Origin of the sequence: Moheibacter lacus, from assembly GCF_014042165.1 — a bacterium.
Classification (GTDB): Bacteria; Bacteroidota; Bacteroidia; order Flavobacteriales; family Weeksellaceae; genus Moheibacter; species Moheibacter lacus.
On the sequence record NZ_JACDZE010000001.1, the window covers coordinates 1,570,641 to 1,590,571 of the forward strand.

Below are 19,931 nucleotides of genomic sequence, written 5' to 3' on the forward strand. Positions count from 1 at the left end.
TATGTTTTATTGGCATAGTAATTGCCGTTTTATTAATAATGCGTATTTTTAGGGTTAAATCCTAAAATAGCACGCAAATTTAAAGAATACTAATTGGTAAAAATATAAAAATGAACAAAGTTTACTTATATCCTCAAAAATTCTTCAAATATTTGACTGCTTTGGTCATTGTGTTTGGAGTAGTTTCTTGTGCTTCTTCACAGTCTACAGCTGCGACAAGCGGGGAAACCGATGGTGTCTATTACAGCCCGTCAAAAGACGGTCGGGTAGAATCTGGTTATGATCAAACAGAAGCCGCTGCGTACGATATTCAAGTTGGAAGTCCTTATTTTGATGCCAATGGAAATGGTGCGGAAGACTTTTATTATGATGAACAAGTAGCTGAAAATACTTCAGACGATGTAAATATTTACACCGGAGGAAGCAATGTTTATGTAGCGTCTGGAGCAACCACGGACTGGGGAAGATACGATGGACTTGATATTACCGTAAATAACTACGGATGGAACGATCCTTGGTGGGGTTGGGGTTACAACTCATGGGGTTGGGGCTGGGGAGCCAGTTTTAGATATGGTTGGGGTTGGAACTCACCTTACTATGGTTGGGGTGGTGGCTGGTACGGCTATAATCCTTATTGGGGGAATCCTTACTATGGTTGGGGTGGTGGCTGGTACGGCTATAATCCTTATTGGGGGAATCCTTACTATGGTTGGGGTGGTGGTTGGTATGGCTACAATCCTTATTGGGGAGGTGGTTACTATGGGAATGGCTACTATCACAGAGGAACGCTGGTAAACCCTGGAGTTCGTCCGGGAAGTTATTTATCACATGGAACACCTTATAGAAATTATTCTACTTATAGAAATCAAAATAACCATAGAATAACTGATTCCAATCGACCGGTTCGAAATGGGAATTCAACTATTAGAAATGGAAACTTTTCATCAGAACACAACTCATCCGTTCGTCCGGTTCGAGAAACCACAAGAGATAATTCACGAAATCATATGGATGCTACCAATTCACCAGTTAGAAATACCAGAAATAGCAATATGACTTCTACTTCTAGAGAAAATGTTCGTCCGGTGAGACAAACTGCGCCAGCAAATGTAAGACCAAATACACCGAATCGAAACAACAGTAACATCCGCAGTAATTCCAATATCAGATCCAACTCAAATATGCGCTCCAATTCCAATATGCGCTCTAATTCAAATATGAGATCTAACTCCAACATGAGATCCAATTCAAATACGCGCTCTTCATCACCATCTATCAGAAGTGGAAGTTCTTCAGGTGGAATGAGTAGCGGTGGATCTTCAGGAGGTGGAATCAGAAGCGGAAGTAGAAGATAATCAAGATTTAGAAAATTAGTATGAAACCGACATGGTTAAATTAATCTTTAAACATCAGCTTATTGATTATTTTTATCATCTAAGGTTGCATGTTCCAATTGAAAAAAATATAAAATAAACGCATGAAAAAAATTACAGCAATTATAACCCTGATTGCGGGTGTTGTTCACGCTCAAACTGTGCAAGATATCAATTCAGTTTCTGCCTATTCAAATGAAATAAACGCCGGAAGTGCAAGGTACATAGGGATGGGGGGCTCTATGGGGGCTTTAGGTGGAGATATTTCATCTATTGAACAAAACCCTGCAGGTTTGGCTTTGGCCATAGCATCTGATGTGAATGTTACTTTAGGCGTTAATAATTATAAAAACGACACGAAATTTGGAAATTCATTTGATGCGGATGATACCTCCGTTTTATTCCAAAACGTAGGTGGGACTTTCGTGTTTAATACCAATCAAACAGGATTCAATCGGTTTTCAATCGGTGTCAAATATTCACAGCAATCTTTGGACAATTGGGTGAGAATGGGACGGAACGAAAACATTCAAGCCACTTATTTATCCAGTGAGGATCCTGAGGAATATACCACTTATACCATGAATGGATACCATGATGAAGTCGTAGGGTATAAAACCAAAATGTCATTGGACTTTGGAGCAAGTTATAGTGATAAAATTTATCTAGGATTAGGTTTTAATTTTCATGATGTACAATATGATAATTATGTGGTTTTTGATGAACAAACCGTTGGAGAAGACGGGACTTCTAATGTTTTTCGTTATGATTTAAATGGCACACCTTATACTGCTTCTGGTCAAGGATTTTCTTTAAGTGCTGGTGTGATTGGAAAAGTGAATGATAATGTCAGATTGGGACTGGCTTACCATAGCCCAGTTTGGTACAGAAATATTCAAGAAAGTTATTATGCAGATTTATTGTTCGGAGAAAATTACCGATATGATTTGTATTATAGTGAATATGATCGTAATGCAAATGGTCGATTGGTAGCGAGTGCAGGAGCAGTTTTTGCAAAATCATTGGCGCTTAATCTAGATTATACCTTGCACATGAATGGTTCAACCAAAATGATGCCTTCAGCAGATTTTGCTGGAACCAATACATTTTTTGATGATTATATGAAATCCAGTAGTGAGGTGAGAGCCGGGTTGGAATATAGAATCAATAATTTCAGAATTCGTGGTGGATACAATTATGTTCAAAGTCCTTTTGAGGAAATCACTTTGGACGCTGATTTAGGAAATGGAACTGTTGTAACCCAAAATTTCGACAAAGCTTTTAGAGGTGATACCAATCGATTTAGTTTGGGTGCAGGATATGATTTTGGCGGGTTCTATTTGGACGCTGCTTATCAATTCCAGAACCAAAAATACGATTATGTATTTGGAAATGGAGAATATGTAGATTATGATTTGGGAGAAGTTTATTTGGCAGCACTTCCATTAAATGCAGACCATAATTATATTGCAGAAGTTAAAAACCAAACCGGAATGTTCTTGTTGACAGCAGGTTGGCAATTCTAGAAGTTGGAAAATAAAAATAAGAAAGGTGACTGAAATTTTTTCAGTCACCTTTTTTTATGAATTGAATTCTAATTTTAATTCGAATAATTCGGTGCTTCTTTTGTGATCATCACATCATGTGGGTGACTTTCTGCCAAACCGGCATTTGAAATCTTTACAAATTTTCCGTTTTTAATTAGCGTTTCGATGTCAGCGGTTCCACAATATCCCATTCCGGCGCGTAATCCACCACAAAGTTGGTAAACCACATCTGCTAAACGACCTTTATATGGAACTCTACCTTCGATTCCTTCCGGTACCAATTTATTGGCATCTGACTGGAAATACCGGTCTTTACTTCCGCGTTTCATAGCAGAAAGTGAGCCCATTCCTTGATAAGCTTTGAATTTTCTTCCTTGGTAAATGATTTCCTCTCCGGGCGCTTCGTCTGTTCCGGCAAATAAACTTCCGATCATAACCGTACTAGCCCCAGAAGCGATAGCTTTTACGATGTCTCCTGAGAGTTTGATTCCGCCATCGGCTATAATTGAAATGTTTTTTGTGTGCGCATATTCATATACATCATAAATCGCAGAAAGCTGTGGGACACCCACTCCGGCAACCACTCTAGTCGTACAAATAGAACCTGGTCCAACTCCTACTTTTAGCACATTTGCTCCGGCATCTATCAAATCTTTTGCCGCCATTCCCGTAACGATATTTCCACCTACGATATCCAATTCAGGGAAAGCATTTCGTACTTCCCGTACCTTGTCGATTACTCCTTTTGAATGACCATGAGCAGAATCAAGCGCGATGATGTCTACGCCTTTGTTTACCAAAGCTTGAACTCTGTCCATCGTTTCGATTCCAACACCTACTCCGGCACCTACACGAAGTCGACCTTGGCTGTCTTTACAAGCATTGGGGAATTCGGAAAGGTTGTCGATATCTTTTATGGTAATTAATCCAATTAATTTTAGATTTTCATCGACGATTGGAAGTTTTTCTACCCGATTTTTTAATAAAATATCTTTTGCCTTAAATAAATCGGTTGTGATGTCAGATGTAATAAGATTTTCTTTGGTCATCACATCTTCAACACTTTGGTCCATATCGGTTTGATAGCGGATGTCGCGGTTGGTGATGATTCCGACTAAAGTTCGGTCTTCTTCTATTACAGGTAGACCAGAAATTCGGTAGTGACGCATCAATTCTTCAGCATCTTTCAATTTATGATGACGACTAAGCGTAATCGGATCTGTAATCATACCATTTTCAGATCGTTTTACCGCATCGATTTCGTTGGCCTGTTCCTGAATGGACATATTTTTATGAACAAAGGAAAGTCCACCTTCTCGAGCCAAAGCTATTGCCAATTTGGACTCAGAAACCGTATCCATAGCTGCTGAAACAAGTGGGATGTTCAATTGTATTTTGTCTGTCAATCGGGTTTGCAACGAAACTTGATTGGGAAGAATTTCAGAATAAGAAGGAACTAAAAGGACATCATCAAAGGTAATTGCGTCCTGAATAATTTTATCAGATAAAGGCATTGCTTTTTGCCAAGCAAATTTAAACATTTTTTGAAACCAAAATTTTATTTTTTCATGATTAATATTTTTTTAACCAAATTTTGAACAGTAAATTCTTCACATTTACATTTCATTAACCGTTTAAAGAGCAAAATAGTTCTTATTTTCGCAAGATAAATTTTAGAAAATGAATATTCCTTTCAAAAAATGGAACAATTTAATCGGTTTTGCACTTTTCATTCTTGCATCATTTGTTTATTTGATGACGATGGAGCGAAAGCTAAGCTTTTGGGATTGTGGTGAATACATCGTTTCTTCAGCGAAATTGGGTGTTACGCATGCTCCCGGAGCGGCACTTTTTCAACTGATTGGATCGGTTTGGGCTGGATTGGCTTTTGGGGATGGAAGTAAATATGCTTTGGTCATCAATTCCATGTCGGCGATTTGTAGTGCACTCACGATTATGTTTCTTTTTTGGACCATTACACATTTTGTGCGTCGCATGTTTTTTGTAACCAAACAAAACGAATTGGTTGAAAATGCTTTCCAGACTTCACTTTCCAAATCTCAAGCTTTGATTACGCTCGGTAGTGGATTGGTGGGAGCGATGGTTTTTATGTTCAGTGATTCATTTTGGTTTTCTGCTGCGGAAGGTGAAGTTTACGCCATGGCATCTTTGTTTACAGCGATTCTGATTTGGTTAGGATGTAAATGGGAAGAGGAATCTGACGAACAGCGAGGAAACAAATGGTTTTTATTGATTTGTTTGACCATCGGTTTGGCTACAGGTGTCCATTTGATGGCGATACTGGCGATTCCGGCGGTTTGTTATATGTACTATGCCAAAAATTATAAATTGACCATCAAGAGTTTTTTATTGGCCAATTTATTTACCGCAATCTTTTTAGGATTTGTATTCAAATACCTTTTCAAATGGGTAATGACCATATTTGGGAAAACAGAAATTTATGTGGTCAATAATTTTGGATTGCCTTTTAATTCGGGTACAGTTGTAGCCGGAATACTCTTGGCTTTGGTCTTCTTTCTAGCATTCAAATACACAAAAAAATACAATTGGAAGTTAGGAAATACATTGGTATTATCCATTGCTTTTATGATCATCGGATTTTCCTGTTGGTTGGTCATTCCGATTCGCGCCAATGCCAATCCGCACATGAACTTAAACGATCCGGACACGGCTTTGGGCATGTTGGATTATTTTAATCGTGAACAATACGGCGATTGGCCAACGATTTATGGCCAAACTTATACTGCCAATTTTGCTGCTGATGGAATTGCTGTAAGTCCTGATGGCAATTACCAAACGAAAATTACCGGTGAGAATTATGTAAAGGACAATCGAACTGAAAAGTATATAAAAGTTTCTGATAGAAAGGATTATGTGTACAATGACAAACACATCAAGTTCTTTCCAAAAATGTACAATAATCTACCGGATGTCATGGAAAATTATGCAGCCATGTATGGATTTCCGGAATTTACGATAAACGCGGCCTTCTTTAATGATATGGAAGATCATCCTGAAGTACGTGCTCAAAAACGCCAAATGGCTGAAGCGAGGTTCAACGAATTACTTCAGAAAAAACATGATGGAACGTTGAAAATTGCTGATTTACAGAAAAATGCAGAATTATTGGACATTCAACCGCCTACATTTGGGCAACAAATCAATTATTTTTTGGATTATCAATTGGATTATATGTTTTTCCGCTATTTCATGTGGAATTTTTCAGGGAAACAAAACGATTGGGAAGGAAATATGCAGGTTACAAAAGGGAATTGGATTACTGGAATTCCATTTTTTGATAATGCCCGACTGGGTGATCAATCCAAACTCCCTGCGGTTTATAAAGAAAATAAAGGGCATAATGTCTATTTCATGCTGCCGTTGATTTTAGGATTGATTGGTTTCTTTGTTCAATATAATCGAAATGTTACGCATTGGTGGGCGATTCTTTCTTTGTTTTTATTGACTAGTGTCGGAATCATTTTCTATACCAGTGTGAAGCCATTTGAACCGAGAGAAAGAGATTATGCTTTGGTGAGTTCATTTTATGCTTTTTCGATTTGGGTTGGTTTAGGTGTACAAGGAATTTATATTTTGATCAAAAAATTCAAAAAAAGAGAATTGACACCATCCGTTTCCATCGTGATTTCGGCATTCTGTTTGGCAATTCCATTGTTGATGGGCTTCCAGAATTGGGATGATCATGATCGTTCCAAACGTGAAGGTGCTTATGCGTTAGCCTATAATTATTTGAATAATTTAGACGAAAACTCCATTCTCTTTGTATATGGAGACAATGATACTTATCCGCTTTGGGGATTGCAAGAAACCGAATTGTTCAGAGATGATGTGAAAATTGTAAATTACACGCTTTTGGGTTCACCTTGGAACATAGAACAATCCTTACGCAAAACGTATGATGCACCAGCACTTCCATCCAAATTGCAATACAAAGATTTCCAATTGAACACGAACGATAACATCATGGTCGTTGCCGGAAATATCAAATCTATCTTTGGCGAATTGCACAGCATCATCAAACCGGATGCTGGATTGAGCGTTGCTGAAATCATGAGTTTGCCTGCAGATCAAATCACCCAGTATTTGGTAGATCCGGGTTATGATCCTGCCGGAATTCAGCAATTGTACAATTCTGTGAAACCACTTGAACAATATTTGGTGAAGGATAGCATGACGGCAAAAGAAGCTTTTGAATTTATCATGGACAATAAAAATCCGGCAAAAGCCGCATTGGCAGATTATTTCGGTTATCCGGTAGGAGCTGTGAATTATCTTCCTGTGGATAAAATCATCATTCCGGTCAACAAAGCCAATGCAATTAAATCGGGAATTGTGGACGCAAAAGATGCTGATAAAATAGTAGATCAAATTACGGTTACACTTGGAAAAAGACAGCTGTACAAATCCGAATTGTTGATGATTTCCATGTTTGCGGAGTACAATTGGGATAGAAGTATTTATTTCAGCGGAGGTGGTGTTTCAGATCCGGGAAATATTTTCTGGTTGAGTGATTATTTGGAAAACAATGGTTTCTCTTATAAATTGGTGCCGATTTATACCCGATTTGGTGAAGGAGGAAAATTAGGAAGAAGCAATACGGATCAGATGTATACCAACTTCAAAGATTTCAAATGGGCCAATTTCAATTTGGATGATGCTTCATTCTCCAATACCGACCGAAATTACACCAATACATACAGAAACATCGCTGTTCGTCTGGCAGATGACTTTACGGAAAGAGGCGATAAAGTAAAAGCCAAAGAAGTGCTGGATAAAGTGATGGAAATGATTCCGGATCAACCGCGATACGATTATGGTTTGAGCACAGAGCGAATTGCGCAAGCATATAATAAAATTGGTGAAACTAAAAAAGCAGAGGCGTTATTGAAAACCGCAAAACAACGTTTGATAGAAAAGATGAATTTTTATGAATCCTTGCCAGATAACATCCGTTATACGGTTTCAGGTGATATGAACGATGCTCGAAGTGATTATTCGCTGATGGTTTATGGGCGAGTAAGTGAATTGTTAAGTAAAAAAGACACAATTCAAGCGATGCAATACTTTAAACAAGAATTTAAACCGGTGCGTGATAAATTGGTTCAATCTTATCAAACATACAACAAAGACGGCAATGTAGACGTTAGAGAACAAAACAACATCGATGGACAGTTCCGATTTGTGAGCGAATTTTTAGGAATCGCAGAATTGATCGATACGACCTATGCCAAAAAAGAAACAAACGAATTGTATAACATTTTAACAAACGAAAAATAAATTTAGAAACATATGAAAAAGTTGATTTTCAGTGCTGCACTAGCAGTAATCGGGTTGGTGTCAGTAAATGCGCAGGAAGGTTTAAAAGCAGGTGCGCACATAGGTGTTCCGGTAGGTGATGCGACCAATTATTTTGGAGTTAATTTTGGAGCTGAAGTTTCTTATCTGTATCCGGTAATGGAGAATTTTCATGTAGGAGGGATAGCCGGAGTTGAATTATTTCCGGGAAAAGAAATTACAGGGACAGGAACCAAATTAAAGGGATTGACTTTGGTGCCAATCGCTGCAAGTGCGCAATATGACTTTTTGGAACAATTTTTTGGTGCTGTAGATTTGGGATATGCATTTAGTTTAAATAAGGACTATAACGGAGGTTTTTACTTTCAACCAAAAGGAGGTTGGCAAAACGAATATTTCCAAGCATTTGCTTTTGTGAAAGTCATTTCATCTGATGTAGATGTTGCAAGTCCGGTTTATGGAAATTATTCTGCCATCACAACTGTTGGTGTCGGAGCAGCCTATAAATTTTAAGTAAAAGATTTATTTACCACATAAAAATACCCGCCAATTCCGGTGGGTATTTTTATTTCTTTAATTTTTCTACTTTTTACTTTCTACCAACTACCATTTTCTCTTAAAACAACCCGTTGATTTCCGCATCGACTTTGTCATAAATAAAACTCAAATCTTCCGGATTATTTACAAAATCCAAATTGTCCACATCGATGATGAGCAGTTTTCCCTCGTCGTAAGTTTTCACCCATTCTTCGTACTTATCGTTCAGACGACTGAGGTATTCGATGCTGATGGAGCTCTCGTATTCGCGACCTCTGAGTTGAATTTGTTTGACCAACGTTGGAATGGAAGCCCGTAAATAAATCAACAAATCGGGTGCTTGCACAAAGGAATTCATCAAATCAAAAACCGTCAGATAATTTTCATAATCTCTGGTCATCAAAAGACCCATATCATGTAAATTGCTCGCAAAAATATGCGCATCTTCATGGATGGTTCTATCCTGAATGATGTTCTCACCGCTTTCTCTGATTTCTTTGATTTGGTTGAAACGACTTCCTAGAAAATAGATTTGAAGATTAAACGCCCATTTTTCCATGTCGTTGTAAAAATCGTCGAGGTATGGGTTTTCATCAACACTCTCAAACTGAGGTTTCCAACGAAAGTTTTTGGCCAATAATTGTGTCAATGTTGTTTTTCCGGCTCCTATGTTTCCAGCGATGGCGATGTGCATTTTTAATGGTTTTTTTGGAATTCGTAAAGATAAACAACCCGACCTTTTAAGGCAAACAGAAAACGATTATTTACCGAAAAATAATCAAAAGAGCGATGGATAGAGATTTCTTTGGTTTCTTTTGATTTTAAATCCAATTGAAATAATTTCCCTTTATCTGAGTAATAAAAGACATCATTCTGAAGATAAATTTGATCAAATTTTTGAAAGGGAATCACCGACTCCAAATTGGCATATTCGTCAAAACGAAGAATTTTTGTGAACCCAATCAGGTAAATTTTATTTTGATGATAAATCAAATCCGAATAAAATTCGTCACCCGTTTTTTCTGTCAAAATCACTGATTGCCTTATGGCCTTTTTATCTCTGTAATTCCAAAGCACCAAACGCTGCAAAACCGGATCGTAGCCCCAGAGAAAATTATTGTCCACAAGCGCAGAAAGCGTAGGAGTGAAGTTGGTTTCGATCGGGAATTCGATCAAATCCTGTACTTGATTCAATTGATTGTCCAGCACCAAAAGATTGAACAAAGCTGATTTTAACGTGATTTGTAAAATATTTTGGGTGTTGAGGTTTTCTAGGACGGTTTGATTGGAATAGATTTTTCGTTTTCGGGTTTGGTAATCGATTTTATTGAGTTCGGTAAAATTTCGGATATAATACACATTGTGAAAATCATCCGCTTCAAAATCGGTAATGGAATCACGGCTTTCGATGGAAATAGAGTCCACGAGTTGGAAGCGCTGCCCAAAACCGAGCGAAACAGCGAGGAAAATCAACCCGATGCCAATTGCTATTTTCATTTGGTCTAAAGTAAAAAAAAATATTGGGAATCCCGTTGAAAATCGTCTGTGGGGCAAAAGATATTTTGGGTATAAAAACCCGTAGTACATTTTGGTTTAATGTGGTAATTCTTTGAATTTATGCGAATGAATAGAAAGAACTCCGTAGGAGTTAAATGTTTGTAGTCTTGGAAGTTGTTCAAGGTTTTATAGAAATGGAATTGATTTATTTTGTCATGATTTTTGATGTGCAACAATCAAAAATCATGACAAAATTCTATTTGAATTATCATTACTGCTTATAAATTAAATCTTTTGATTCTTTTCTATTGTCGTTTTCAGCGCCTGAATTTCCCTGTACAATACCGAGAAATCGGAAACAGGTTCGGGAAAATTTTGGCTGGAAAAGGAATGAAACTCCCAAATTTCCAGTACGTCTGTTGCCAATACGGTGTAAGGCTGATAAGTTGGGTTTAAGGATTTTAGTGTCAAAGTTTTATCTTTTTGGAATGTCAGCAGTTTGAAAACAAAGTCCTGTTGGTCTTTTAAAATGATGATGCAAGGTGTATTTGGTTTGATGTTATGCCAATTCTCTACATATTTTCCTGTTACATCACTGTTTTCGGGAATAGGAAGCATAGAGTCTCCTACCGTTGGGAAAATCCTATATGTTCCTTGTTTGGGTACGTTCGGCAAAGAATATTTCGGTAATTTGGCAATGTATTCAGGATCATTATAACCAGACCGATAGCCTGCTTTGGTTTTGATAGGAACATACTCGACGTTCTCATTGTTTTCTTTGTCAACTGTAATGGCCAAGACCCTTAAATTTCCGCCTTTTATATAGACATCGTTTCCGGCTTCGAGTTCGCGAAGCTTTAATTCACCCAATTTGGATAAATCAATTTTGATCAAAGTATCCAAACTCATTTTAAAGTGAGCGGAAAATTTTAACAGATCCTCCACAGAGGGAGATTTGGTTTGTCCCGTTTCGATGCAATTCAGTTTGGAGCGCGTCATGGAAAGGCTTTCCGCTAAATTTTCTTGGGTGCGTTTTTGTCGGACACGGAGAAATTTAACATTGTTTCCAAAAAAAATATGCGTTTTCATATGATCTAATTGTTTAAATTGTAGTCGTCATATTGACTATAATTTAGTCAAAAATACTAAAAATATTGATATGGAGCGGCACATCGTGCATTGTGATTTAGATTCTTTTTTTGTAAGTGTGGAGCGTTTGCAGAACAGCAGCCTGATAGGCAAGCCGGTTTTGATCGGTGGGAAAAGCGATAGGGCGGTGGTAGCTTCCTGCAGTTATGAAGCGCGGAAGTTTGGGGTGCACTCGGCCATGCCCATGAAACTGGCATTGCGTCTATGTCCGGAAGCCATCGTGGTGCAAGGCGATCACGATTCCTATTCTTATCATTCCAACATCGTGACGGAAATCATCAAAGAAAATGTGCCCTTATTTGAAAAAGCGAGCATCGACGAACATTATTTTGATTTGACGGGAATGGATCGGTTTTTTGGTTGTTGGAGCTGGACGCGTGAACTCCGTCAGCGCATCATCACAGAAACGGGTTTGCCCATTTCCTTTGGTTTGTCGGCCAATAAAACCACTTCCAAAATTGCGACAGGACAAGCCAAGCCTTGTGGCGAACTCAAAGTAGACTGCGGAACGGAAAAGCATTTTCTGGCACCGCTTTCCATCCGTAAAATTCCCATGGTCGGCGATAAAACCTACACCCAACTGCGCAACATGGGCATTTCGAAATGTTTGACTTTGCAGCAAATGGAAGTCTTTACGCTGCGCAGGGTTCTAGGCGAGAACGGCATCAGCATTTGGAAAAAGGCAAACGGCCTGGACGAGAGTCCGGTGGTCTCGTTTCAACAACAAAAAAGCATGAGCAAAGAAACGACCTATCAAAACGACACCATCGACATGGAAGTCTTGCGGAAAACATTGGCCAAAATGGTGAACGAATTGGCCTTTGATCTCAGGAAAGAGCAAAAGTTGACCGGTTGTATCACGCTGAAAATCCGGTACAGCAATTTTGATACGCATACCAAACAAATCCGCATTCCTTATACCAATTCGGACAGGGTGATCGATGAAAAAATAAAAGAATTATTCACCAAACTCTACAGTCGGCGTATGCTCATACGGCTCATAGGGGTGAAATTCAGCCATTTGATCAGCGGAAATTACCAAACCGATTTGTTCAATGACCGGGAAAAAGACCTGCAACTCGCTTTGGCGATGGACAGGATTAGGCTTAGACATGGTTTTAAATCGGTAACCCGAGGCGGTTTGTTCATCCAGTAATTCTCAGAAATGTTATTGAATCTGCACAGTTATTATAGTTTGCGGCATGGTACGCTCAGCTTGGAAAGTCTCATCGGGGAAATGCAGAAGAGAGGCTATGAAACAGCGGTTTTGACCGATGTGAACAACAGTTCAGGGGTATTGGATTTTATCAAGTTGGGGCAGGAAGCGGGAATAAATCCGCTGGCGGGAATGGAATTCAGAAACGGTGATCGATTGCTGTACATCGGCATTGCCCGGAATGAATTGGGTTTCAAAGAACTCAACGAATGGATGACCTTGCATAACCGGGAGAAACGATTGTTGCCGGAAATCGCACCTGAATTCGCCCATGTTTTTCTAATCTATCCCTATGGTAGTCAAAAATTGAATCAATTACGGGATAATGAATTCATCGGAATTCGACCTTCTGAATTGAATAAAATCCGCCTGGAACCGGCTGTGAATTTTGAGCGTTATGTCGTGCTGGCTCCTGTTACATTTGGGCAGGAAGATTATCAATTGCACCGTCAGCTCAGAGCCATTGATCATAATATTTTGATTTCCCAATTGGAGCCTTTTCAAATGGCCGGAGCGGATGAATTCTTTTTAAATAAATCTGAATTAATGGAAATCTATCGCTCTTTTCCTCAATTGATCCAAAACACAAACCAACTGTTGTCGGCCTGCCGATTTGATTTCGATTTTAAAACCGTAAAAAACAAAAAGCACTTTACAGAAAGTCGTTACGAAGACAAAGAATTGCTTTACCAATATGCGTTTGAAGGATTTAAAAACCGATACGACGAAAAGAATGAAATCGCCAAAGCGCGGATTTTAAAAGAATTGGAAGTCATCGATAACCTGAATTTTTCGAGTTATTTTTTGATTACCGATGACATCTGTCGTTATGCGCGCAGCCGGAAGTTTGAGTATGTAGGCAGAGGAAGCGGCGCAAATAGCGTGGTAGCTTATTGTCTGGGGATTACAGATGTTTGCCCGATCGAGTTGGATTTGTATTTTGAACGTTTTTTAAACCCCAAACGCAAATCGCCTCCTGACTTTGATGTCGATTTTTCATGGAAAGAACGGGATGAAATCTATGCGTATATTTTCAATCGATATGGAACAGATCATGTAGCGTTAATGGGAACAATGAGTACGTTTCGTTCGCGAAGCATCTTACGGGAATTGGGGAAAATTTATGGTTTGCCCAAAGCTGAAATTGACCGACTCGTACGCGAACCGGAAAATAGACTCAATCAAAATGAAGTCACCCAGATGATTTTAAATGTTTACAACCAAATGACCGATTTTCCTAACCAGCGCTCCATCCACGCCAGTGGTGTTTTGATTTCAGAATTGCCGCTTACACAATATTGTGCACTGGATTTTCCACCCAAAGGTTTGGCGACGGCTCAGATCGATATGTACACAGCCGAAGACATCGGATTTGAAAAAATTGATATCCTCAGTCAACGGGGAATCGGGCATATCAAAGATTGCAAAGAAATCATCAAGTACAACAGGGGCGAGGAAATCAGCACAGAAAATCCGCATCGGTTTTTTGAAGATAAAAAAATCGCCGCCCAACTCAAATCGGCTAACACGATTGGTTGTTTCTATATCGAAAGCCCTGCGATGCGTCAACTTTTAACCAAACTCAAATGCGATACTTATCTGACGCTGGTAGCAGCCAGCTCCATCATCCGTCCCGGCGTGTCTTCTTCAGGGATGATGGGCGCCTACATCGAGCGGCATCATGATCCGTCCAAAGTGGTGTATCCGCATCCGGTTTTTGAACAACAATTAAAAGAAACCTATGGTGTGATGGTGTATCAGGAAGATGTGATGAAAATAGGGCATCACTATGGCGGATTGGATTTGGCAGATGCCGATGTTTTGCGGCGAATGATGAGCGGGAAATACCGGCATGTCGGTCATTTGGTCGAAATCAAAGACAAATTTTTTGACCATTGCAAAGCGATGAACTATCCGGAGGCTTCGTCCAAAGAGGTTTGGCGACAGATGGAGAGTTTTGCGGGTTATTCTTTTAACAAAGCGCACAGCGCCAGTTTCGCAGTAGAGAGTTACCAAAGTTTGTTTCTGAAAACCTATTTCCCAAAAGAATTTATGGTAGCGGTTTTGAACAATTACGGCGGATTTTACAGCCGCAAAGTCTATGTCAACGAAGCGCGAAAGTCGGGAGCGGAGATTTGTTTGCCATGTGTCAACAAAAGTATGTATGAAACGGTAATTTATGGAGAAGAAATCTATTTAGGGTTTGATGGAATTTTGAATTTCGAAGCCCAATTGGGGCATAGAATCGTAGCGGAAAGAACGCGAAATGGTGCGTATTTGGGCATTGAGAATTTCGTGCTGCGAACCGGCGCTGGATTGGAACAAATCGTCATATTGATCCGATGTAATGCTTTTCGGTTTTTGGGAATTGGTAAAAAAGAGTTGTTATGGGAAGCGCATTTTTTATTGAGCGAACATGTTGAAAAACAGCATAATTTTTCACTTTTTGAAACAGATTCTGAAAAACCTGTCTTACCTTCATTGGAATATTCGGTATTGGAAGATATTTACGATGAAATCGAATTGATCGGTTTTCCGGTTTCGGCTTCTTTGTTTGATTTGGCCAAATCAAAATTCAGAGGCGATGTGATGGTTGCTGATCTAAATCAATTTGAAGGAAAAATCATACGGATGGTGGGCGATTTTGTGACCGATAAACTCGTGCGAACGCGAATTGGAATCATGAAGTTTGGGACATTTTTTGATGAACAAGGTGTGTTTTTTGACACCATACATTTCCCGCATTCTCTGGCCAAATATCCGCTCAGAGGTTCGGGGTTGTATTTGCTGGAAGGTAGAGTGGTTGTGGATTTTGGATGTCCTTCACTGGAAATAATAAGATGCGGTAAAATGCCGTTACAAAAAGACCCAAGAAGTGAGTAAAAAGAAAAATAATAGAGAATATGCCATCGTGGACATCGAAACCACAGGCGGATATGCGTCCGGAAGTAAGATTACGGAAGTGGCCATCATCGTGTTTGACGGCGAAAAAATCACAGACCGTTTTGAAACACTTGTCAATCCTGAGAGGGATATTCCATTGCCCATTTTTGCCTTGACCGGAATCAACAATGAAATGGTGGCGCATGCGCCGAAATTTGAGATGATAGCGGAAAAGGTATTTGGAATGCTTGAGAATCGGGTTTTTGTAGCGCACAATGTGAATTTTGATTATTCCTTTATCAAACAACAGCTCAGCGCGGAAGGTTATCCTTTTTCTGCTCCCAAATTATGTACAGTACGCATGAGCCGTAAAATCAAACCTGGATTGTATTCTTATAGTTTGGGGAATTTATGTCAAAGTTTGGAAATTCCTATTCAAAATCGGCATAGGGCGGGAGGCGATGCAGAAGCTACGGCGATTTTATTTTCAAAATTGATGGAATGGGACGAAGAAGGCATCATCCCGGAAATGCTGAAACGCAATTCAAAAGAACAACAATTGCCGCCCAATTTGCAAAAATCGGATTTTGAGAATTTGCCCAATTGTCCTGGCGTGTATTATTTTCGAAACAAAGCCGGAAAAGTGGTGTATGTCGGAAAAGCTATCAACATCAAAAAGCGGGTTTCATCCCATTTTACAGGACATAATCCGAATCCCCAGCGGCAAAATTTCCTGAAAGACATTTACCATATTTCCTATGAAATCTGTGGAACCGAACTCATGGCTTTTTTGCTGGAATGCGTCGAAATCAAAAAACTCTACCCGATTTATAACCGTGCGCTGAAACGATTTGAACCTAAATTTGGATTGTTTCAATACAAAGATATTTCGGGTTATCAACGATTGGCTGTTGGGAAACTCAGTAAAAATCAGACAAGTATCCGGGTTTTTCATCAACTTTTTGAAGGAATTAATGTGTTATTGAATTTGATTGAACAACATGATTTGGATATACGACTTTGTTATCTGGGTCAGGAAACCGATCGATTTCAACCCAATGAAATTCCCTATCCGCCTGCTGAAGCATACAATCTCAAAGTGGAAAAAGCGCTGGAAGAACTCGATTCCAAACAACCTAGTTTTGCCATTTTGGGCAAAGGAAGAAATGAAGAAGAAAAAAGTTGTATTTGGGTGGAAAATGGGAGGTTTTATGCGATGGGCTATTTGGATAAAGCCATTGACTTTTCCGATTTTGAAGCGGTAAAAGAAAGTTTGGAACGATTTCCGGACAATTATTATATGAATCAATTGATCCATTCCTTTGCTGAAAAAAATCCGCAGAGCGTTTATGTGATAGATGATGAATTTAAATTGGAAACAATTCAAAAATCATTTTGAAATTATAAATGAGCAGTAGGCGTTGCAAACGCAAATAGATCAGACAGGTTGCAAATGCGCGCCAGGCAAAGACAAAAAAAAGGATAGTATAAACTATCCTTTTTGTGACCACGGAGGCCCCGATACTTCGGGGGAACCCCCAACTTTTCTTTTTGTGACCGCGGAGGGATTCGAACCCCCAACCCTCAGAGCCGAAATCTGATATTCTATCCAGTTGAACTACGCAGCCATTGGGAGTGCAAAAGTAATTAAATCTAATTTACAATCCCAAAACTTTTACACCTTGTTCAAAAATGATGTCGTCCGGAATCCCTGCGGCTTTCAATTTGTCCAAATCTTTTTGCAATTCTTTGGAAATATGTCCTTTTTGTTCGGTTAATTTTTTTACACCTTCATAATCACCATTTCCTTGAAGTGTTAAAATCAATTCGGATAATCCGTTCATCGCAGCTTCCATCTTTGGGAAATCCACGATGTATTTTCCTTCTTTGGTTCGTTTAAAAGCCCCTCTTTCTTTAAAATAATTGAAACAAATCATATTGGCCGATCCGTGAGCGCTTTCTCCAAATCGTACCGAACGGAAAATTCCGGCGAGAAATGTCACCATAAAATCTTCTTTTTGTCCTTCCAATTCGCCTTTTTCAAGCAATTGGTTGACCATGTACAATCCCAAAATATCGGCTTTCCCTTCTTCCAAATGGGATTGTTGTTCTTTCAAGGCTTCTCGGACGGTTCCTTTGTCGTTGATCGTGTTTTTAATCCCCAATCCATGCGCAACTTCGTGAAACATCACATTGGCAAAAAACGCATCAAATTTTACGTGTTGGCGTTGGGAATCGTCGATCAGGACATCGGCAATCGGTACCATGATTTTGTCAAATTTGGCACGCATGGCGTTTTTCAATTGTAATCGACGTGTTCCTTTTTCCAATTGTACACGTTCGTCGTTGGGTAAATTGATTGCGATGGTTTTTCCTCCGGCGTTGCAATCTCCTGCATAATACACCACATCATAGGCGTTCAAGTCGGAATCGGTTCCGGGAGATTCGGTTTTGTACTTGTCCGGCACGGGTAAATTTCGTTGCAATTCAGGCAAGAATTTGGCATATTTTTCCAGTTTTTTGGACCATTCCATGTCTTTTACCAAGACATAAGCTTCGTGTGCTGCTTTATATCCAAATAATTGATCTTCATAGGTTTCGATCGGTCCGACGACAAAATCCAATCGGTTGGTTTTCATGTTCATCCATGCGATATCGCTTTCGAAATACTTATCGGTTTCCAACGCTGTTGCTCTCGTTTCCAAATAGATTTTCAGTCCTTCATCATCCGCAAAAGTGGCGGCTTTGCGTAAAAGTCCGGCAGCATTGGCGATTTGGTCTTTGAATTGGACATGGTAGGGAACGGTATAGAGTCCGCCGTCTTCATTTCTTCTGACGAAAGTGTATTGGCTTTTTCCTTCCGGTAAATTGGCATTTTCAAATTCTTCAACGGTCATGTCCAAAGGATAGAAATTGGCGCCGAGCGGTTTCGGTCCAAATCCTTTGACGAAAGATTGCATATTGTCCAAACGGTCCCAAGGGCCATAATTGATTTCTACATAATTTCGAGTGTTTCCAGCAACTTTAGAAAGCAATTCTTCTTTGTCACCATAGGCTTCGTACCAGAACAATTCGTCCATAATTTGAGAAGCTTCGATCATGATGACGAGCATCGCTTTTTCTTTGTCGCTCAAATGACTCAAATCGGTTTCCAGTCGAACGGTCGCATAGGATTTTAAAGAATCGAGTTGTACGATTTCTTGTTTTTCACCATCAACGATATTGGGTGCTGTTGGTTCTTTTTTACAATTTATCAGAACAAGACATAGGGTTAGGAAACTGATTCCAATTATAGATTTCATATTTGCGATGCGTTTAATGCTCAAAAATAGGAAAAAAAGAAGCCGAATCCTAATGATTCGACTCCTTAAATTAACACACATGAGGACAAAATTTCACAGCGCAAATTTGAGGAGGAAATTTAAGTTAAAGGTTAAGTCAATGCTAAATAATGGGAAACAAAAAAGCCCTTAAATTAAGGGCTTTCTGGGTGGATGACCGGTCTCGAACCGGCGACCTTCGGAACCACAATCCGACGCTCTAACCAACTGAGCTACAACCACCATTTTTCAATTGGATTGCAAATATATAAATTATTTGAATGCCAACATTCAAAATTTAAATTTTATCATGTAAAATTTAAAGAATACCTTCAAAATCCTTTAATCCCAAATAACCTTTTAGCATAAAACCTTCACCTGCTTGCGTGCCGATTAGCATACCTAAGTCTTTGGCCCTGTTCTCGATGCTGTCTTGAAAGAGTTTGGAAGAGATGGGTGTGTCAGGCTCTTGATTGTTTGGGTCATGAAATTGCGTGGTGTAGGCAAAACAGGCTGCTTTTTTCTTTTCCACATATCCGCTGACATCCAGAACGAAGTCAGGTTTCAAAGGAAACCATTGGATATAATGAAAAATATTTTTCGGTCGCCAAGCTTCCTGACCTGTTTCTATTTTTTTCAACCCCGATAAAAAACAGGATTCCTCTACCAATTCTGCTCCTTTTCCATGATCGATATGACGGTCTTCCACTGCATTGCAAAGGACAATTTCCGGCTGGTATTTGCGGATGATTTCGATGATTTTCATTTGATGTGCTTCATCATTTTTGAAAAATCCATCTCTGAATCCGAGGTTTTCTCTCACCGCAACACCCAAAATTTGGGCAGCATCGGCTGCTTCTTTTTTGCGCGTTTCGGCCGTTCCTCTTGTTCCCAATTCACCTTGTGTCAAATCGATGATGCCGACTGTTTTTCCGGCAGCAACCATTTTTGCAACGGTTGCACCTGCGCCCAATTCTACATCATCAGGATGTGCTCCAAAAGCAAGTATGTCTAGTTTCATGTTATTTAGTGATTAGTGAATGGTAATTAGTAATTAGAGAAAAAGCTATTT

Annotated in this window: 13 protein-coding genes and 2 tRNA genes; 7 read left to right on the forward strand and 8 right to left on the reverse strand. The window is 39.3% G+C overall.

What is annotated here, in order from left to right; translation table 11 throughout:
• Positions 1-110: 110 nt before the first annotated feature.
• Together HU137_RS07330 and HU137_RS07335 are read left to right on the forward strand one after the other, a co-directional pair.
• Positions 111-1,355 carry a hypothetical protein gene (locus tag HU137_RS07330; RefSeq protein ID WP_182043129.1) on the forward strand — a complete coding sequence of 415 codons (1,245 nt, stop codon included), beginning with the start codon at positions 111-113 and terminating at the stop codon, positions 1,353-1,355.
• 122 nt (positions 1,356-1,477) lie between these two features.
• A complete protein-coding gene (locus tag HU137_RS07335; RefSeq protein ID WP_182043130.1) occupies positions 1,478-2,899 on the forward strand; it encodes an OmpP1/FadL family transporter in 1,422 nt (473 codons plus the stop codon).
• Positions 2,900-2,973: 74 nt separating this feature from the next.
• Here HU137_RS07335 and guaB read toward each other — a convergent pair whose 3' ends face one another.
• A complete protein-coding gene (guaB, locus tag HU137_RS07340) occupies positions 2,974-4,434 on the reverse strand; it encodes an IMP dehydrogenase (protein WP_182043339.1) in 1,461 nt (486 codons plus the stop codon).
• Between the two features lie 166 nt (positions 4,435-4,600).
• On the opposite strand from guaB, the gene HU137_RS07345 reads away from it, so the two are divergent.
• On the forward strand, positions 4,601-8,239 hold the full coding sequence (locus tag HU137_RS07345) for a glycosyltransferase family 117 protein (RefSeq protein WP_182043131.1): 3,639 nt from the start codon (positions 4,601-4,603) through the stop codon (positions 8,237-8,239).
• 12 nt (positions 8,240-8,251) lie between these two features.
• Positions 8,252-8,770 carry a hypothetical protein gene (locus HU137_RS07350; protein ID WP_182043132.1) on the forward strand — a complete coding sequence of 173 codons (519 nt, stop codon included), beginning with the start codon at positions 8,252-8,254 and terminating at the stop codon, positions 8,768-8,770.
• A gap of 103 nt (positions 8,771-8,873) precedes the next feature.
• Here HU137_RS07350 and HU137_RS07355 read toward each other — a convergent pair whose 3' ends face one another.
• The 3 genes from HU137_RS07355 to HU137_RS07365 all read right to left on the reverse strand — a co-directional run bounded on the left by HU137_RS07355 (position 8,874) and on the right by HU137_RS07365 (position 11,380).
• Positions 8,874-9,488 (reverse strand): deoxynucleoside kinase, encoded by a 615-nt coding sequence (locus tag HU137_RS07355; protein WP_182043133.1) that lies wholly within the window; start codon positions 9,486-9,488, stop codon positions 8,874-8,876.
• A gap of 2 nt (positions 9,489-9,490) precedes the next feature.
• The gene (locus HU137_RS07360; protein WP_182043134.1) at positions 9,491-10,291 is read right to left on the reverse strand and encodes a hypothetical protein; all 801 of its coding nucleotides are present in this window, start codon (positions 10,289-10,291) and stop codon (positions 9,491-9,493) included.
• Positions 10,292-10,576: 285 nt separating this feature from the next.
• On the reverse strand, positions 10,577-11,380 hold the full coding sequence (locus HU137_RS07365) for a helix-turn-helix domain-containing protein (RefSeq protein WP_182043135.1): 804 nt from the start codon (positions 11,378-11,380) through the stop codon (positions 10,577-10,579).
• A 70-nt stretch (positions 11,381-11,450) separates the two neighbouring features.
• Here HU137_RS07365 and dinB point away from each other — a divergent pair, with 70 nt between their 5' ends.
• From dinB to HU137_RS07380, 3 genes are read left to right on the forward strand one after another with little or no spacing between them, the layout of a single operon-like run.
• Entirely contained in the window at positions 11,451-12,596 is a 1,146-nt protein-coding gene (dinB, locus tag HU137_RS07370; protein ID WP_220457184.1) for a DNA polymerase IV, read from the forward strand.
• 9 nt (positions 12,597-12,605) lie between these two features.
• Positions 12,606-15,539, forward strand: coding sequence for a DNA polymerase III subunit alpha (locus tag HU137_RS07375; protein ID WP_182043136.1), 2,934 nt, complete (start codon positions 12,606-12,608; stop codon positions 15,537-15,539).
• Complete coding sequence (locus HU137_RS07380) at positions 15,532-16,938, forward strand: exonuclease domain-containing protein (RefSeq protein WP_182043137.1); 1,407 nt, start codon at positions 15,532-15,534, stop codon at positions 16,936-16,938. Before HU137_RS07375 ends, HU137_RS07380 begins: the two co-directional genes overlap by 8 nt.
• Before the next feature lie 155 nt (positions 16,939-17,093).
• Here the strand turns inward: HU137_RS07380 and HU137_RS07385 are convergent.
• The 4 genes from HU137_RS07385 to bshB1 form a co-directional block, all read right to left on the reverse strand.
• A tRNA-Arg gene (locus HU137_RS07385) sits at positions 17,094-17,167 on the reverse strand.
• Between the two features lie 30 nt (positions 17,168-17,197).
• Positions 17,198-18,841, reverse strand: coding sequence for a dipeptidyl-peptidase 3 family protein (locus HU137_RS07390; RefSeq protein WP_182043138.1), 1,644 nt, complete (start codon positions 18,839-18,841; stop codon positions 17,198-17,200).
• Between the two features lie 187 nt (positions 18,842-19,028).
• Positions 19,029-19,102, reverse strand: a tRNA-His gene (locus HU137_RS07395).
• A gap of 76 nt (positions 19,103-19,178) precedes the next feature.
• Positions 19,179-19,880: a bacillithiol biosynthesis deacetylase BshB1 gene (gene bshB1 / locus HU137_RS07400; protein ID WP_182043139.1), complete on the reverse strand. Its 702-nt coding sequence runs from the start codon at positions 19,878-19,880 to the stop codon at positions 19,179-19,181.
• Positions 19,881-19,931: the final 51 nt, after the last annotated feature.

What these genes read in the sequence shown, in the direction of transcription:
- HU137_RS07330 (WP_182043129.1), top strand. Translation starts at nt 111, where the DNA reads ATGAACAAAGTTTACTTATATCCTCAAAAATTCTTCAAATATTTGACT.
- HU137_RS07335 (WP_182043130.1), top strand. Translation starts at nt 1,478, where the DNA reads ATGAAAAAAATTACAGCAATTATAACCCTGATTGCGGGTGTTGTTCAC.
- guaB (WP_182043339.1), bottom strand. Translation starts at nt 4,434, where the DNA reads ATGCCTTTATCTGATAAAATTATTCAGGACGCAATTACCTTTGATGAT.
- HU137_RS07345 (WP_182043131.1), top strand. Translation starts at nt 4,601, where the DNA reads ATGAATATTCCTTTCAAAAAATGGAACAATTTAATCGGTTTTGCACTT.
- HU137_RS07350 (WP_182043132.1), top strand. Translation starts at nt 8,252, where the DNA reads ATGAAAAAGTTGATTTTCAGTGCTGCACTAGCAGTAATCGGGTTGGTG.
- HU137_RS07355 (WP_182043133.1), bottom strand. Translation starts at nt 9,488, where the DNA reads ATGCACATCGCCATCGCTGGAAACATAGGAGCCGGAAAAACAACATTG.
- HU137_RS07360 (WP_182043134.1), bottom strand. Translation starts at nt 10,291, where the DNA reads ATGAAAATAGCAATTGGCATCGGGTTGATTTTCCTCGCTGTTTCGCTC.
- HU137_RS07365 (WP_182043135.1), bottom strand. Translation starts at nt 11,380, where the DNA reads ATGAAAACGCATATTTTTTTTGGAAACAATGTTAAATTTCTCCGTGTC.
- dinB (WP_220457184.1), top strand. Translation starts at nt 11,451, where the DNA reads ATGGAGCGGCACATCGTGCATTGTGATTTAGATTCTTTTTTTGTAAGT.
- HU137_RS07375 (WP_182043136.1), top strand. Translation starts at nt 12,606, where the DNA reads ATGTTATTGAATCTGCACAGTTATTATAGTTTGCGGCATGGTACGCTC.
- HU137_RS07390 (WP_182043138.1), bottom strand. Translation starts at nt 18,841, where the DNA reads ATGAAATCTATAATTGGAATCAGTTTCCTAACCCTATGTCTTGTTCTG.
- bshB1 (WP_182043139.1), bottom strand. Translation starts at nt 19,880, where the DNA reads ATGAAACTAGACATACTTGCTTTTGGAGCACATCCTGATGATGTAGAA.